Consider the following 14,046-nt stretch of genomic DNA (forward strand, 5'->3'; position numbering starts at 1 on the left):
CGAGAGGCCCGACCGACGGGTGGGCACGCGGAAAAGCCGGGACGCCTGCGGCGCCCCGGCTGGAGGAAGACGACTCAGCTGGCGGCCAGGTTGGCGTGCGTGCGAGCCAGTGCCGACTTCTTATTGGCGGCCTGGTTGGCGTGAATGACACCCTTGCTGACGGCCTTGTCCAGCTTGCGGGACGCGATCCGCAGCGTCTCGCCGGCGCGCTCGACGTCACCGGCATCCACGGCGTCGCGGAAGCGACGCACGTGCGTCTTGAGTTCCGACTTCACAGCCTTGTTGCGCAGCCGCCGCTTCTCGTTGGTGAGGTTGCGCTTGATCTGCGACTTGATGTTGGCCACGCGGGAGAACCTCTGATTTGTCGAGTCGGGGTGGTGCGGACACGTCATAGTACGGGTACCGGCCGTGCCCGGTGATCCGGCATATCTCGCTGGCTCCTGGGAGCAGCAGGTACCGCGGAGAACCGGCTGCCTCCGGCGACCGGCGCCGCACGGAATGGCGACCAGATCATGACCGGACAGGTCATGATCGACCAGATCATGACCGGACGACGACGCGGCCCGTCACGGTGGCACTCAGATTATCAAACCCCCGCGCGGCGGCGCACCGGCGCAACGTTGCGCGCGGCTCCTGGCACGATGAAGGTGGTCGACCCAGATATCGGCACGGGCGGCTCCACCGTGATCACCGCGAGCGAAACGAGAACTCTCCGCGTGTCCACAGCCCCGCACCTGGCGCCCGGCGCCGACCCGACGATGATCCGCAACTTCTGCATCATCGCCCACATCGACCATGGCAAGTCGACTCTTGCCGATCGGATGCTTGGTGTGACCGGTGTCGTGGAGGCGCGCAACATGCGCGCGCAGTACCTCGACCGCATGGACATCGAGCGCGAGCGCGGGATCACCATCAAGGCCCAGAACGTGCGCCTGCCGTGGCGGGCCGACGATGGTCGGGACTACATCCTGCATCTCATCGACACACCGGGCCACGTCGACTTCAGTTACGAGGTGAGCCGTTCGCTCGCGGCCTGCGAGGGCGCGGTGCTGCTGGTCGACGCGGCCCAGGGCATCGAAGCGCAGACCCTGGCGAACCTGTACCTGGCGATCGAGAACGACCTGACCATCGTTCCCGTACTCAACAAGATCGATCTTCCGGCGGCCCAGCCGGAGAAGTACGCCGAGGAGATCGCGGCGATCATCGGCTGCGAGCCGGGCGAGGTGCTCCGCGTGTCCGGCAAGACCGGCCAGGGAGTGCCGGAGCTGCTCAACGAGATCGTGCGCCGGGTGCCCGCCCCGGTCGGCGATCCGGACGGTCCGGCTCGTGCGATGATCTTCGACAGCGTCTACGACATCTACCGCGGCGTCATCACCTATGTGCGGGTGGTCGATGGCACGCTGACCACCCGCGACCGGTGTCTGATGATGTCGACCAGCGCGAGCCACGAGACCCTCGAGGTAGGTGTCATCTCGCCGGACCCCCATCCGACCGGGTCGCTGTCGGTCGGCGAGGTCGGCTACGTCATCCCCGGGGTCAAGGACGTCCGGCAGGCCCGGGTCGGCGACACCATCACCACTACCCGGCGGCCGGCGACGGAGATGCTCGGTGGCTATCGGGATCCGTTGCCGATGGTGTACTCCGGGTTGTACCCGATCGACGGCAGCGAGTATCCAGCGTTGCGCGAGGCTCTCGACAAGCTTCAGCTCAACGACGCCGCCCTGACCTACGAACCGGAAACCTCCGCGGCATTGGGGTTCGGATTCCGGTGCGGCTTCCTGGGCCTGCTGCATCTGGAGATCGTCCGGGAGCGGCTGGAGCGCGAGTTCAACCTCACTCTCATCTCCACGGCCCCGAACGTCGTCTACCGGGTGGTCATGGAGGACCATTCCGAGATCATAGTGACCAACCCCAGTGACTGGCCGGGCGGGAAGATCGCCGAGGTGTACGAGCCCGTCGTCGAGGCGATGCTGCTGCTGCCGACCGACTTCGTCGGGGCGGTGATGGAACTGTCCCAGGGCCGGCGCGGTGTCCTGAAGGGGATGGACTATCTGTCGACCGACCGGGTGGAACTCAAGTACACGCTGCCTCTCGGTGAGATCATCTTCGACTTCTTCGACGCCCTGAAGTCCAGGACCCGGGGCTATGCCAGCCTCGACTACGAGCCGGCCGGGGAGCAGTTGGCCGATCTGGTGAAGGTCGACATCCTGTTGCAGGGGGAGACTGTCGATGCCTTCTCGGCGATCGTGCACCGTGAGAAGGCCTACGCCTACGGCGTGTCCATGACGACCAAGCTGCGCGAGCTGATTCCGCGCCAGCAGTTCGAGGTGCCGATCCAGGCTGCGATCGGCAGCCGGATCATCGCGCGGGAGAACATCCGCGCCATCCGCAAGGACGTGCTCGCCAAGTGCTACGGCGGCGACATCACCCGCAAGCGCAAGCTGCTCGAGAAGCAGAAGGAGGGCAAGAAGCGGATGAAGACGATCGGTCGGGTCGAGGTGCCGCAGGAGGCCTTCATCGCGGCGCTGTCCACGGACACCGGCAAACCGGCGGTGAAGTGAGTCCGGTGCGGGGCCGACGCGGGACCGTGGTGCCATCCGCCTGTTCAGTGAGTCGGCCGTTCAGCGGGTCGGCAGGGGGCTGGCCGGGAGGCGGATCGGTTCGGTGGCCGGTTCGGGGAACGACAGGTCCGCGACAGGGGCGGCGGCGCTGGAACGGTACACGGTGGTTCGGGGCGGGAGCAGTTCGAAGATCTCGTCGAGAACGGCCCTGGCGTCGTCGTCCATGACCGGATCTTTTCGCACCGACGTCGATCGGTCCATGGTGAACCACCCATATTTTCCCTTCTGTGCCCAACGATGACAAAATGTCATTACACCCGGCCAACATCGCCGAAGTGGGTATTCCGGCCTTATCCCTAGGTGGTCCTCGTGTGGCCACCCCTGGCCCGCCCGCGTGGTTGGCAAACGTAGCGTTGCCGCGAGAGCACACGTTGGGGGCACACTGGGGGCATGCCACAAAAGCCTCCCGACGGCTCGCTTCCGCCGGACGACGGTGCCCTCCCGGCGGCCGCGCTGGCCGAGGTGACCCGGCGGCCGTTCGGGGTCTACGTGCATGTGCCCTATTGCGCGGCGCGCTGCGGCTACTGCGACTTCAACACCTACACGGCGGCCGACCTAGGCGGCGCCCTGGTGTCGTCGGTGGGCCTCACGACGTTCGTCGACATCGCGACCGGCGAGGTCCGGCTCGCGCGTACCGTGCTTGGTGAGCAGGAGCTGGTGGTCTCCACGGTCTTCGTCGGTGGCGGCACGCCGACCCTGTTGACCGCGGACGATCTCGGGCGGCTGTTGCGGATCCTGGACGACGGGTTCGGGCTGGCGTCCGACGCGGAGATCACCACCGAGGCGAATCCGGAGTCGGTGGATCCGGCGCAACTGGAGCAGCTGCGCGCCGCCGGTTACACCCGGATCTCCTTCGGGATGCAGAGTAGCCGTCCGCACGTCCTCGCCGCCCTGGACCGGCGGCACACCCCTGGCCGCGTGCCCGAGGTGATGCGCTGGGCCCGCAAGGCGGGCTTTGACCAGGTCAGCCTGGACCTCATCTACGGGGCTCCGGGCGAGTCGGAGGCGGACTGGGCGGCGAGCCTGGACGCGGCGATCCAGCTCGGCCCGGACCACGTCAGTGCCTACGCGCTGACGGTTGAGGAGGGCACGAAACTGTCCCGCCGGGTCCGCCGGGGCGAGCTGCTCGAACCCGACGACGACCTGCTTGCCGACCGCTACCTGCAGGCCGATGACGCTCTGTGCGCGGCCGGCCTGACCAGCTACGAGGTCAGCAACTGGTCGCGGGGGACCGATACCCGGTGTCGGCACAATCTGGGGTACTGGCGTGGAGATCACTGGTGGGGGATCGGTCCGGGCGCGCACAGCCACGTCGGCGGGGTGCGATGGTGGAACGTGCGTCATCCGGCGGAGTACGCGGCCCGGCTGGGGGCCGGGCGCAGTCCCGCGGCCGCCCGGGAGGAGCTCGACGCGCAGGCCCGCCGGGTCGAGCGGGTCATGCTGGGCGTCCGGTTGGCCGAGGGACTGGCCGTCGGTGAGCTGGACGGGCCCGGCCGGGAGGCCACCGCCGGGCTCGCGAAGTCCGGCCTGGTGGAACCCGGTGCCCTGGAGTTCGGCCGGGTGCGTCTCACTCGTCGCGGTCGTCTGCTCACCGACACGGTCGTGCGAGCCCTGCTGCCCGACTGACGCCGCTGCCCGACCGGCGGCCGTCCGGTGGCCCGATCGGGCGGGACCGGAACCTGGGTACCGGCATGCTCGTTTCGTTACGAGGACGTCGCCGGGCCCTTACCGGTCATTCGCGGGGTGGCTCATGTTCTGTGCTTCGACCTGAGCAGGCGGCTACACTTGGCACTCACTGCGGCCGAGTGCCAAGCTGGGTGTCCGCCGCTGCACACACCGTGGCCCGGCCACGTCCCGCCTGGTGAAGGGGGTGCGACCGCGTGCTGGAGGATCGGCGGCTCGAAGTCCTTCGGGCGATTGTTGAGGACTTTGTGCTGAGCAACGAGCCGGTGGGTTCCAAGGCGCTGGCGGAGCGGCATAATCTCGGTGTATCGCCAGCTACTGTCCGTAATGACATGTCCGCCCTGGAGGAAGAGGGGTATATCACACAGCCTCATACCAGCGCAGGACGGATACCGACGGACAAGGGCTACCGGTTGTTCGTGGACCGGTTGTCGGGGGTGAAGCCGCTGTCCCGGGCCGAACGTCGGGCGATCCAGAGCTTCCTGGAGGGCGCCGTCGACCTGGACGACGTGGTGCGCCGCTCCGTGCGGCTACTCGCCCAGCTCACCCGGCAGGTGGCCGTCGTGCAGTACCCCTCCTTGTCGAGCAGCAGCATCCGGCACATCGAGGTTGTCACGCTCGGCCCGTACCGCCTGCTGATGGTCCTCATCACCGACACCGGCCGGGTCGAGCAGCGTATCGTCGACAGCCTCGTACCCGTTGACGACGAGGTCGCCGGCGAGCTGCGTTCCGTGCTCAACTGCGCGCTGGCCGGCCGGCGCTTGGTCGACGCCCCCGACATCGTCGCGGCCCTGCCCGACAGCACCCGCTCCGAGCTGCGCCCCTACCTGACCACGGTGGCCGGTGCCGTGCTGGAGTCGCTGGTCGAGCGGCAGGAGGAGCGCATCGCGATGGCTGGGACGGCGAATCTCACGCGGTCCCCGGTCGACTTCGCCGACTCGTTGCGGTCGATACTTGAGGCGTTAGAAGAACAGGTCGTGCTGATGAAACTCATCGGCTCGGCGCGGGAGACCGGTACTGTAACGGTACGGATCGGTCGCGAAACGGATGTGGACGCCCTCCGGTCCACCGCGGTGGTGGCCACGGGATACGGTCGTGGTCCCTTCGCGCTGGGTGGGATGGGGGTGCTCGGCCCGATGCGCATGGACTATCCGGGGACGATGGCGGCCGTCCGGGCCGTCGCCAAATACGTGGGTGAACTCTTGGGTGCCGACTGATGGCAGTGGATTATTACGCCGTTCTGGGCGTACGCCGGGAAGCGTCGAACGACGAGATCAAGCGGGCCTACCGCAAACTGGCCCGTGAGCTGCATCCGGATGTCAATCCAGATCCGGATGCACAGCAGCGCTTCCGGGGCGTCACGGCCGCGTACGAGGTGCTCTCCGACCCGGAGAAGCGCCAGATCGTCGACCTGGGCGGCGATCCGCTCGCGCCCGGTGGCAGCGGCGGTGGCGGTTCGCCGTTCGGCGCCGGTTTCGGCGGCCTCGGTGACATCATGGACGCCTTCTTCGGCGGCGGGTCGAGCCGTGGGCCCCGGTCCCGGGTCCGGCGCGGCAACGACGCGCTGCTGCGCATCGAGCTCGACCTGTCCGAGACCGCGTTCGGCGCCACGCGCGAGATCACCGTGGACACGGCGGCGGTGTGCTCGACGTGTACCGGTGTCGGTGCGGCTCCCGGCACGCACCCGTCGACCTGCGGCACCTGCGGCGGGCGGGGCGAGGTCCAGCAGGTCACCCGTTCCTTCCTCGGCCAGATGGTGACCTCCCGGCCCTGTCCGCGGTGTTCGGGTACCGGCACCGTGATCGAGCATCCCTGCCGGGACTGCGGCGGCGACGGCAGGGTGCGCAAGCGCCGGACGCTCACTGTGAAGATCCCCTCCGGGGTCGAGGACGGCATGCGCATCCGGCTGTCGGGCGAGGGCGAGGTCGGGCCCGGCGGTGGGCCGCCCGGTGACCTTTACGTCGAGGTCTCCGAGAAGCAGCACCCGGTTTTCACCCGGGAGGGCGACGATCTGCACTGTGAGCTGCCGCTGCCGATGACCTCGGCGGCGCTCGGCACCTCCGCCACGCTGGAGACCCTCGACGGCACCGAGACCATCGCCGTGAAGCCCGGCACCCAGCCCGGTGAGGTCATCAAGCTCGCCGGCCGCGGGGTTCCGCATCTGCGGGCCGCCGGGCGCGGTCATCTGCACATCCACATCAACGTCGAGACTCCGACGAAGCTGGACGGCGAGCAGGAGCGGCTGCTACGAGAGCTGGCGAAGCTGCGCGACGAGGAGGCACCGGCCGTCGTGGGCGGATCCGCCGGCGGCGCGGCGGGGCTATTCCGGCGGCGGGGCACGCGCCGCGGCCGTTAGCCCGGTCATCGGCCGTGACCGCTGCGGAGAGGATGCATCCTGACCAGCGCCCTGTTCCGGCTGTCGCCGCTGCCGATCGCGGACTCGTTCACCCTCGCCGGTCCGGAGGGTCGCCATGCGGCCATGGTGCGCCGGCTGCGGCCGGGGGAGCCGGTCGACGTGACCGACGGTCTCGGCCGTGCGGTGGAGTGCGAGGTCGTTGCCGCCCGGCGGGATGAGATCGACTGCGCGGTCCGGCGCCGGGTCGCCGCCGCGGCCCCGAGCCCCCGACTGGTTGTCGTGCAGGCCCTTGCCAAGGGGGATCGGGGCGAGCGGGCGGTGGAGATGCTGACCGAGGTCGGTGTCGACGAGATCGTCCCGTGGTCGGCGGCCCGGTCCGTGGCCCGCTGGGAGGGTGTCCGTGGCGTGCGGGCCCGGGAACGCTGGGTCAGAGCCGCGGAGGAGGCGTCGAAGCAGTCCCACCGACTGCACTGGCCGGTGGTGGGCGAGTTGGCCGGCCTGAAGGAGGTTGTCGAGCGGGTGCGGGCGGCGGCGCTTGCCGTCCTCCTGCACGAGGAGGCGACCATCCCGTTGGTTGGCCTGGCCCGCTCGGTTGAGGTGTCGGAGCGAGTGGCTCCGGCCGCCTCGGCGGCGGAGCTGGTGCTCGTCGTGGGCCCCGAGGGAGGGGTGTCCGAGTTGGAACTGGCCACGCTGGGCGAGGCCGGAGCGATCGTGTCGCGGCTCGGTTCGACGGTGCTGCGCACATCCACCGCCGGCGTCGTGGCCGCGGCGGTCGTGTTCGCGGACCTCGGTCGTTGGGACGGCCCGGCGCGATGATGGATAGACTGGTCAGGTAGCGTCCGTGGTCCGCCTCGCTGGGCGGTCCCTCCGGCTGGAGGGGTTCTGTCCGGTGTCGGCCGTCCGCGCCGCGCCACCCACCGCGATCATCAATCCTGAGAGGTGCCCCGGCCTCGCTGGCCGCTCTTTATGCCCGAATCCGTTACGCCACCCGTCGCGCCCGACACCAGGGTCCAGACGCGCATTGTCGTACCCGGTCCGCACAGCATGGTGAGTCTGCTCGGTCACCAGGATCAGCTGCTCCGTACCATCGAGAAGGCTTTCTCCTCGGATATCCACGTGCGTGGCAACGAGATCACCATTACCGGCGCTCCGGCTGAGAACGAGCTCGCCGCCAGGTTGTTCGCTGAGCTCATCGCGCTGCTCGACGCCGGGACGGAGCTCAGCCCGCAGCATGTCGACCATTCGCTGGCGATGCTGCGCAGCGGCGCCGAGGAGCGGCCGGCCGAGGTTCTCACCCTCAACATCCTCTCCAGCCGGGGCCGGACGATACGGCCGAAGACGCTGAACCAGAAGCGGTACGTCGACGCGATCGACCAGCACACCATCGTTTTCGGGATCGGGCCGGCCGGCACCGGCAAGACCTACCTCGCCATGGCGAAGGCCGTTCAGGCGTTGCAGGCCAAGAAGGTGAACCGGATCATTCTGACCCGCCCCGCGGTCGAGGCGGGGGAACGCCTCGGGTTCCTGCCGGGGACCCTGTACGAGAAGATCGATCCCTACCTGCGGCCGCTCTACGACGCGCTGCATGACATGATCGATCCGGACTCGATCCCGCGGCTGATGCAGAGCGGCACGATCGAGGTGGCCCCACTGGCCTACATGCGCGGCCGGACGCTGAACGACGCCTTCATCATCCTCGACGAGGCCCAGAACACCTCGCCGGAACAGATGAAGATGTTCCTTACCCGGCTCGGCTTCGGCGCGAAGATCGTCGTTACCGGGGACGTGACCCAGGTCGACCTCCCCAGCGGCACCCGCAGCGGGCTGCGGGTGGTCCGGGAGATCCTCGACGGCCTCGGCGACGTCCATTTTGCATCCCTGACCAGCTCCGATGTGGTTCGGCACCGGCTCGTGAGCGAGATCGTCGACGCCTACGCCCGCTGGGACGCGGCCAGTGCGCCGCCACCCGCTCCGGCCCGGTCTGCTCGTCGGGACCGACGGTGACCGTTGCCGCGGTCGGAGAGGACCGCTGATGGCCGTATTCGTTGCCAACGAGTCGGGCGCGAGTGACGTCGACGAGGTGAGGCTGGCCGCGCTCGCCCGGTTCGTGCTCGACGCCATGAAGGTGAACCCGCTCGCCGAGCTCTCGGTGATGCTGGTAGAGCCGAAGGCGATGACCGATCTGCACGTCCGGTACATGGGCGAGGAGGGTCCGACCGACGTCCTGTCCTTCCCGCAGGACGATGCCTTTGACGCCTCGTGGTCGGAGTCGGTCGACGACGATCCGACTACCCTGCTCGGCGACGTCGTGCTGTGCCCGGACGTCGCGCGGCGGCAGGCGGAGCAGGCCGGTCACTCCTTCGATCGCGAGCTGTCCCTGCTGTGCACCCACGGCATCCTGCACCTGCTCGGCTACGACCACGCCGAGCCGGACGAGGAACGCGAGATGTGGAAGGTACAGAGCCAGCTGCTCGCGTCGTGGGACGGCGCGGACGGCGCGGACGGCGCCCGCGGTGCCGCGGACGGTGCCGCGGACGGCGGCGAGGGCCGCCGTGGTGACCAGGGCCGCCGTGGTGACCAGGGCCGTGGCGGTGGCGCCGGAGAGCCCCCTGCCGCGCCCGCACGCTGACCCGGCACAAGGGGGTCCGCATGAGTTCCGGTGATCTTTTTCTCGTCTTCATCGCCGTGATGGGCTCGCTTGCCGCGGCGGGTCTCGGCGGCATCGACGCGGCCCTGACCCGGGTCTCCCGGGTGACGGTCGAGGGTTTCTCCCGCCAGGGCCGGGCCGGCGCCCGGAACCTGGCGACCGTCGTGGCCGATCCGGGCCGCTACCTCGCGCTGCTGCTGCTCCTGCGCATCGTCGCGGAGATGCTCGCCGCGGCCTGTATCACGGTGCTGTTCGTGCACGCCTACGGGGCCGGGTTCGCCGCGATCGGCCTCGGGACGCTGGCCTCGACCCTGGTCGCGTACATCCTCGTCGGGGTGATGTTCCGCACCCTGGGCCGCCAGCACGCCCCTGCGGTGGCGTTGGCCAGCGCCGGTCTCACGGTCCGGCTGGCGCGGATCTTCGGGCCGTTGCCCCGGCTGCTGATCGCGTTCGGCAACGCGGTCACCCCCGGTCCTGGTTTCCGGGATGGTCCCTTCGCATCCGAGGCCGAGCTGCGCGATCTCGTCGACCTCGCCGAGGAGAACGAGGTCATCGAGCGTGAGGAACGCGACATGATCGCGTCGGTGTTCGAGCTCGGGGACACCCTGGTGCGCGAGGTGATGGTGCCGCGTCCGGACATGGTCTTCATCGAGTCGACGAAGACCGTCCGGCAGGCTCTCGCGCTGGCCCTGCGCAGCGGCTTCTCGCGGATCCCCGTCATCGGGGAGAGCGTCGACGACGTGGTGGGGATCGCCTTCCTCAAGGACATGGTCCGCCGGGAACGGGAGGGGGGCGAGGATGGTGCGATCGCCGAGATCATGCGTTCACCCGCACTCGTGCCCGAGAGCAAGCCCGCGGACGACCTGCTCCGTGAGATGCAGGCGTCGCGTACCCACATGGCGATCGTCATCGACGAGTACGGTGGAACCGCCGGACTCGTCACCATCGAGGACATCCTTGAGGAGATCGTCGGTGAGATCACCGACGAGTACGACAACGAGGTTCCGCCGGTGGAGTGGATCGACGCCAACACCGCGCGGGTGACCGCCCGGCTCGACGTCGACGATCTGGCGAAGCTGTTTGACTTCGACGTGGACGACCTGCCCGGTGCGGATGACAGCCTCACCGTCGGTGGCCTGCTGGCCACGGCCCTGGGACGGGTGCCCATCCCGGGTGCGACGGTCACGGTCGGTGGGTTGCGGCTGTCGGCGGAACGGGCCGCCGGCCGGCGTAACCAGATTGGCACCGTGGTCGTCCAGCGGTTGCCGCATCCGTCGAACGGCGACGACGGCTCGCCGCCTCCCCGATCCGACGACGGCGGCGAACCCGTGCGCAGCTCGTCGTCGGACAGAAAGGTGAATTCGTGACCGCCGACGCGACCCGGTCGGGAACCGTGCCTGCCGATGGCAACTCGGCCGACGGCGCCCCGGCTCTCGACCTCGCCGCAGAGGACGCGAAGCTCGTGGTGCTGGCCAGGGCGGCGCGGCTGCGTGCCTACGCCCCCTCGGGCGACCCTGCGGAGGGTGCGGCGCTGCGCGACACCGACGGTCGCACCTACGCGGCGGCGACTCTCGGCCTGGGCCGGGCCGAGCTAGCGATCTCGGCGCTGCGCGCGGCGGTGGCCGCCGCGGTCTCCAGCGGCGCCCGCCGGTTCGAAGCCGCCGCGGTGGTCACGCAGAAGGACGAGCTCGACCGCGCCGACCTGGCGACGTTGGCCGAGTTCGGCGCCGGGATCCCGGTGTTCCTCGCCGGCTCGGACGGCGTCGCCCGGACCAGGGTGACCACCTAGCGTGTCGACAACGACCTCGGTGCCGTTCCGGGCCGGCTTCGCCTGCCTCGTCGGACGACCCAACGCCGGCAAGTCGACGCTGACGAACGCGCTGGTAGGGACGAAGGTCGCCATCACCAGCGGGCGACCACAGACCACTCGGCACGCCATCCGCGGCATCGTCCACCGCGACGACGCCCAGCTCGTCCTGGTCGACACCCCGGGGTTGCACCGGCCGCGCACGCTGCTCGGGCAGCGGCTCAATGACGTGGTGCGGGCCACGCTGTCCGAGGTCGACGTCGTCGGTTTCTGCATGCCCGCGGACGAGCCGGTCGGCCGGGGGGACCGCTTCATCGCCGAGGAGCTGTCCCGGCTGCCCAAGCGCACCCCGGTGGTCGCCATCCTCACCAAGACAGACCGGGTCGCCGATCCCGATCGGATCGGCGCCCGCCTGCTCGAGATCGCCGGGCTCGGCGAGTTCAGTGACATCGTTCCAGTCAGCGCGGTGCGCTCCTACCAGGTCGCCGTGCTTGCCGACGTGCTTGTCGCCCGGCTGCCCGCCGGGCCCGCGCTGTACCCCGGTGGGGAGCTGACCGACGAACCGGAACAGGTGATGGTCGCCGAACTCGTCCGTGAGGCCGCGTTGGAGGGGGTCCGCGACGAGTTGCCGCACTCGCTCGCCGTCGTGGTGGAGGAGATGGTCTCCCGGGAGGGCAGGCCGGCGCAGCGTCCTCTCCTCGACGTCCGGGTGAACGTCTTCGTCGAGCGGCCCAGCCAGAAGGCGATCGTCATCGGGACCGGCGGATCCCGCCTCAAGGAGGTCGGTTCCCGCGCCCGCACGCAGATCGAGGCGCTGCTCGGTACCCCGGTCTTCCTCGATCTACATGTCAAGGTCGCCAAGGACTGGCAGCGCGATCCGCGCCAGCTGCGTCGCCTGGGGTTCTGAGCCGGCTCGCCGCCGGCCCCACCGAGGCGCCGTCAGCACCGCATCCATGCCGCATCCATGCCGCAATGTACTGCCATACCTACCCCCCGGCTATGGACCGGGATGTCCTGCGGGTTCCTCAGGAGAACATCCGGCCGGTACCGGCCATCTGCCGGGCGACCTCGCTTCACCGCATGAACTCGGGACCGTGCAACCATGGGCGGGTGCCGGTGTATCGCGACGAAGGTGTCGTCCTACGCACGGCCCCCCTCGCCGAGGCCGACCGCATCATCACCGTGCTCACCCGTCGGACCGGTCGGGTGCGGGCCGTCGCCAAGGGTGTCCGCAAGACGTCCTCGCGGTTCGGGTCGCGGCTGGAGCCGGGCACGTACGTCGATCTGCTGCTGCATTCCGGCCGGGCGCTGGACACGGTCACCCAGGCGGACATCATCTCTCCCTACGGCGCCACGATCGCCGTTGACTACCCGAGGTACACTGCGGCCGCGGTGATGCTCGAGACCGCCGAGCGGTTGACCAGCGAGGAACGCCAGCCCGCCCTGCGGCTGTTCCTCCTGCTCGTGGGTGGTCTGCGTACGCTCGCCGGCGGCGAGCGCCCACCCGCGCTCGTCCTCGACGCGTTCCTGTTGCGGGCGCTCGCGGTGTCCGGGTATGGGATGGCCCTGGACCACTGCGCGCGTTGCGGTGGGCCCGGGCTGCACCTGTCGTTGTCCGTGCCGGGCGGCGGCGTAGTGTGCCCGCAATGTCGCCCGCACGGTGCGGCGTCGGTGTCCGCGGGTGCGGTGCGGCTGCTCGCGGATCTGTTGCGCGGTGACTGGGACGGTGCACTGGTCAGTGACGCCCGCGCCCGGCGGGAGGCCGGTGGCATCGCCGCCGCCTATCTCCAGTGGCATCTCGAACGCGGGCTTCGCGCACTGCCTTATCTGGAGAGGGCGTGACGCGGCCGGGCGCCGTGGTGGAGGTCTTGCGTGTGGGCCGGGACGGTCATCCCGGCGAGGCGGGCCGGGCGGCCTGGGTGCGACCGCCGGGGAACGGGACCATGAGAGCGGGACGGCGGTGGGACGGGCCGTGGCGGAAGGACGAGGACGGACATGGTGAGGCGGAAAGCGGCGGTGGGTGCGTCCGGCGCGACCCGGCGCCGACGGGGGGACGATGTGGTGATGGCTGGGACCGGCAGGACGGATTGCGGCGTGAAGCCGCCCCGGACGGGTGCGGGGAGGTAGGCGGTGGCGCTGCGTAATGATGTGAAGACGCGGTTTCGCGATCCGCATCCCCATCCCTCCGGCGCGCGACCTCCGGTCCTGCCGTCGCGTCTCGTCCCGCGGCATGTGGGCATCGTCATGGACGGCAACGGACGGTGGGCGAAGATGCGCGGGCTGGCGCGAACAAAAGGACACGAGGCCGGCGAGGACGCCCTGTTCGACTGCGTCGAGGGCGCGATCGAGCTCGGGGTCCGATGGTTGTCGGTGTTCGCTTTCTCCACGGAGAACTGGAAACGGTCACCGGACGAGGTGGCGTTCCTGATGCGCTTCACCGACGGGGTGTTCGGCCGGCGCATCGAGGACATGCACGCGCTCGGTGTGCGGGTTCGCTGGGCGGGTCGTCGTCCCCGGCTGTGGGGGAACGTGATCAGGCGGCTGGAGTCGTCCGAGGAACGTACCCGTGACAACGACCGGCTCACCTTGGTGATGTGCGTGAACTACGGCGGCCGGGCCGAGATCGCCGATGCCGCGGCGGCGATCGCCCGGGACGTGCGGGAGGGCCGGCTGCGCGTCGATCGGATCGATGAGGCGACCATCGGCCGTTACCTGGACGAGCCCGACATGCCCGATCTGGACCTCGTCATTCGGACTTCCGGGGAGCAGAGGCTCAGCAACTTCCTGCTCTGGCAGGCCGCCTATGCCGAGTTCTCGTTCGTCGAGACGCTCTGGCCGGACTTCGACCGGCGCGATCTGTGGTCCGCCTGTGAGGACTTCGCCCGACGGGACCGGCGCTACGGCGGAACCGTCGCCCATCACGTCTGATGCC

The 14,046-nt window shown here is 69.6% G+C and carries 14 protein-coding genes; 12 read left to right on the forward strand and 2 right to left on the reverse strand.

Annotated elements, in window-relative coordinates; translation table 11 throughout:
* Positions 1 to 74: 74 nt before the first annotated feature.
* Positions 75 to 344 (reverse strand): 30S ribosomal protein S20, encoded by a 270-nt coding sequence (rpsT, locus tag BMG523DRAFT_RS07700; RefSeq protein WP_011435705.1) that lies wholly within the window; start codon positions 342 to 344, stop codon positions 75 to 77.
* Positions 345 to 758: 414 nt separating this feature from the next.
* Between rpsT and lepA the strand changes: the two genes are divergently transcribed.
* Positions 759 to 2,561 carry a translation elongation factor 4 gene (gene lepA / locus BMG523DRAFT_RS07705; RefSeq protein WP_116289846.1) on the forward strand — a complete coding sequence of 601 codons (1,803 nt, stop codon included), beginning with the start codon at positions 759 to 761 and terminating at the stop codon, positions 2,559 to 2,561.
* A gap of 60 nt (positions 2,562 to 2,621) precedes the next feature.
* Here lepA and BMG523DRAFT_RS07710 read toward each other — a convergent pair whose 3' ends face one another.
* Positions 2,622 to 2,786 carry a hypothetical protein gene (locus tag BMG523DRAFT_RS07710; protein ID WP_232234895.1) on the reverse strand — a complete coding sequence of 55 codons (165 nt, stop codon included), beginning with the start codon at positions 2,784 to 2,786 and terminating at the stop codon, positions 2,622 to 2,624.
* A gap of 225 nt (positions 2,787 to 3,011) precedes the next feature.
* Between BMG523DRAFT_RS07710 and hemW the strand changes: the two genes are divergently transcribed.
* The 11 genes from hemW (at position 3,012) to BMG523DRAFT_RS07765 (ending at position 14,042) form a co-directional block, all read left to right on the forward strand.
* The gene (hemW, locus tag BMG523DRAFT_RS07715) at positions 3,012 to 4,247 is read left to right on the forward strand and encodes a radical SAM family heme chaperone HemW (RefSeq protein ID WP_011435707.1); all 1,236 of its coding nucleotides are present in this window, start codon (positions 3,012 to 3,014) and stop codon (positions 4,245 to 4,247) included.
* A gap of 254 nt (positions 4,248 to 4,501) precedes the next feature.
* On the forward strand, positions 4,502 to 5,521 hold the full coding sequence (hrcA, locus tag BMG523DRAFT_RS07720; protein ID WP_011435708.1) for a heat-inducible transcriptional repressor HrcA: 1,020 nt from the start codon (positions 4,502 to 4,504) through the stop codon (positions 5,519 to 5,521).
* The gene (gene dnaJ, locus BMG523DRAFT_RS07725; protein WP_043590753.1) at positions 5,521 to 6,660 is read left to right on the forward strand and encodes a molecular chaperone DnaJ; all 1,140 of its coding nucleotides are present in this window, start codon (positions 5,521 to 5,523) and stop codon (positions 6,658 to 6,660) included. Before hrcA ends, dnaJ begins: the two co-directional genes overlap by 1 nt.
* Before the next feature lie 123 nt (positions 6,661 to 6,783).
* Positions 6,784 to 7,476, forward strand: a complete 693-nt coding sequence (locus BMG523DRAFT_RS07730; RefSeq protein ID WP_011435710.1) for a 16S rRNA (uracil(1498)-N(3))-methyltransferase — start codon at positions 6,784 to 6,786, stop codon at positions 7,474 to 7,476.
* A gap of 150 nt (positions 7,477 to 7,626) precedes the next feature.
* Positions 7,627 to 8,664, forward strand: coding sequence for a PhoH family protein (locus BMG523DRAFT_RS07735; RefSeq protein WP_011435711.1), 1,038 nt, complete (start codon positions 7,627 to 7,629; stop codon positions 8,662 to 8,664).
* 28 nt (positions 8,665 to 8,692) lie between these two features.
* Complete coding sequence (gene ybeY, locus BMG523DRAFT_RS07740; RefSeq protein ID WP_043590770.1) at positions 8,693 to 9,289, forward strand: rRNA maturation RNase YbeY; 597 nt, start codon at positions 8,693 to 8,695, stop codon at positions 9,287 to 9,289.
* Positions 9,290 to 9,309: 20 nt separating this feature from the next.
* Positions 9,310 to 10,674 carry a hemolysin family protein gene (locus BMG523DRAFT_RS07745; RefSeq protein WP_011435713.1) on the forward strand — a complete coding sequence of 455 codons (1,365 nt, stop codon included), beginning with the start codon at positions 9,310 to 9,312 and terminating at the stop codon, positions 10,672 to 10,674.
* Between the two features lie 26 nt (positions 10,675 to 10,700).
* Complete coding sequence (locus BMG523DRAFT_RS07750) at positions 10,701 to 11,096, forward strand: hypothetical protein (protein ID WP_049761055.1); 396 nt, start codon at positions 10,701 to 10,703, stop codon at positions 11,094 to 11,096.
* 1 nt (position 11,097) lies between these two features.
* The gene (gene era / locus BMG523DRAFT_RS07755) at positions 11,098 to 12,021 is read left to right on the forward strand and encodes a GTPase Era (protein ID WP_011435715.1); all 924 of its coding nucleotides are present in this window, start codon (positions 11,098 to 11,100) and stop codon (positions 12,019 to 12,021) included.
* 203 nt (positions 12,022 to 12,224) lie between these two features.
* Positions 12,225 to 12,956 carry a DNA repair protein RecO gene (recO, locus tag BMG523DRAFT_RS07760; RefSeq protein ID WP_200923097.1) on the forward strand — a complete coding sequence of 244 codons (732 nt, stop codon included), beginning with the start codon at positions 12,225 to 12,227 and terminating at the stop codon, positions 12,954 to 12,956.
* 288 nt (positions 12,957 to 13,244) lie between these two features.
* A complete protein-coding gene (locus BMG523DRAFT_RS07765; RefSeq protein WP_043590755.1) occupies positions 13,245 to 14,042 on the forward strand; it encodes an isoprenyl transferase in 798 nt (265 codons plus the stop codon).
* The last annotated feature ends 4 nt before the right edge of the window (positions 14,043 to 14,046 follow it).

Source organism: Frankia sp. BMG5.23 (assembly GCF_000685765.2).
In the GTDB taxonomy this organism is placed as follows: domain Bacteria; phylum Actinomycetota; class Actinomycetes; order Frankiales; family Frankiaceae; genus Frankia; species Frankia casuarinae.

Coding starts and splice junctions, on each gene's coding strand:
- hemW (WP_011435707.1), top strand. CDS start 3,012: ATGCCACAAAAGCCTCCCGACGGCTCGCTTCCGCCGGACGACGGTGCC.
- dnaJ (WP_043590753.1), top strand. CDS start 5,521: ATGGCAGTGGATTATTACGCCGTTCTGGGCGTACGCCGGGAAGCGTCG.
- BMG523DRAFT_RS07730 (WP_011435710.1), top strand. CDS start 6,784: ATGGTGCGCCGGCTGCGGCCGGGGGAGCCGGTCGACGTGACCGACGGT.
- BMG523DRAFT_RS07710 (WP_232234895.1), bottom strand. CDS start 2,786: ATGGACGACGACGCCAGGGCCGTTCTCGACGAGATCTTCGAACTGCTC.
- BMG523DRAFT_RS07735 (WP_011435711.1), top strand. CDS start 7,627: ATGCCCGAATCCGTTACGCCACCCGTCGCGCCCGACACCAGGGTCCAG.
- BMG523DRAFT_RS07745 (WP_011435713.1), top strand. CDS start 9,310: ATGAGTTCCGGTGATCTTTTTCTCGTCTTCATCGCCGTGATGGGCTCG.
- lepA (WP_116289846.1), top strand. CDS start 759: ATGATCCGCAACTTCTGCATCATCGCCCACATCGACCATGGCAAGTCG.
- ybeY (WP_043590770.1), top strand. CDS start 8,693: ATGGCCGTATTCGTTGCCAACGAGTCGGGCGCGAGTGACGTCGACGAG.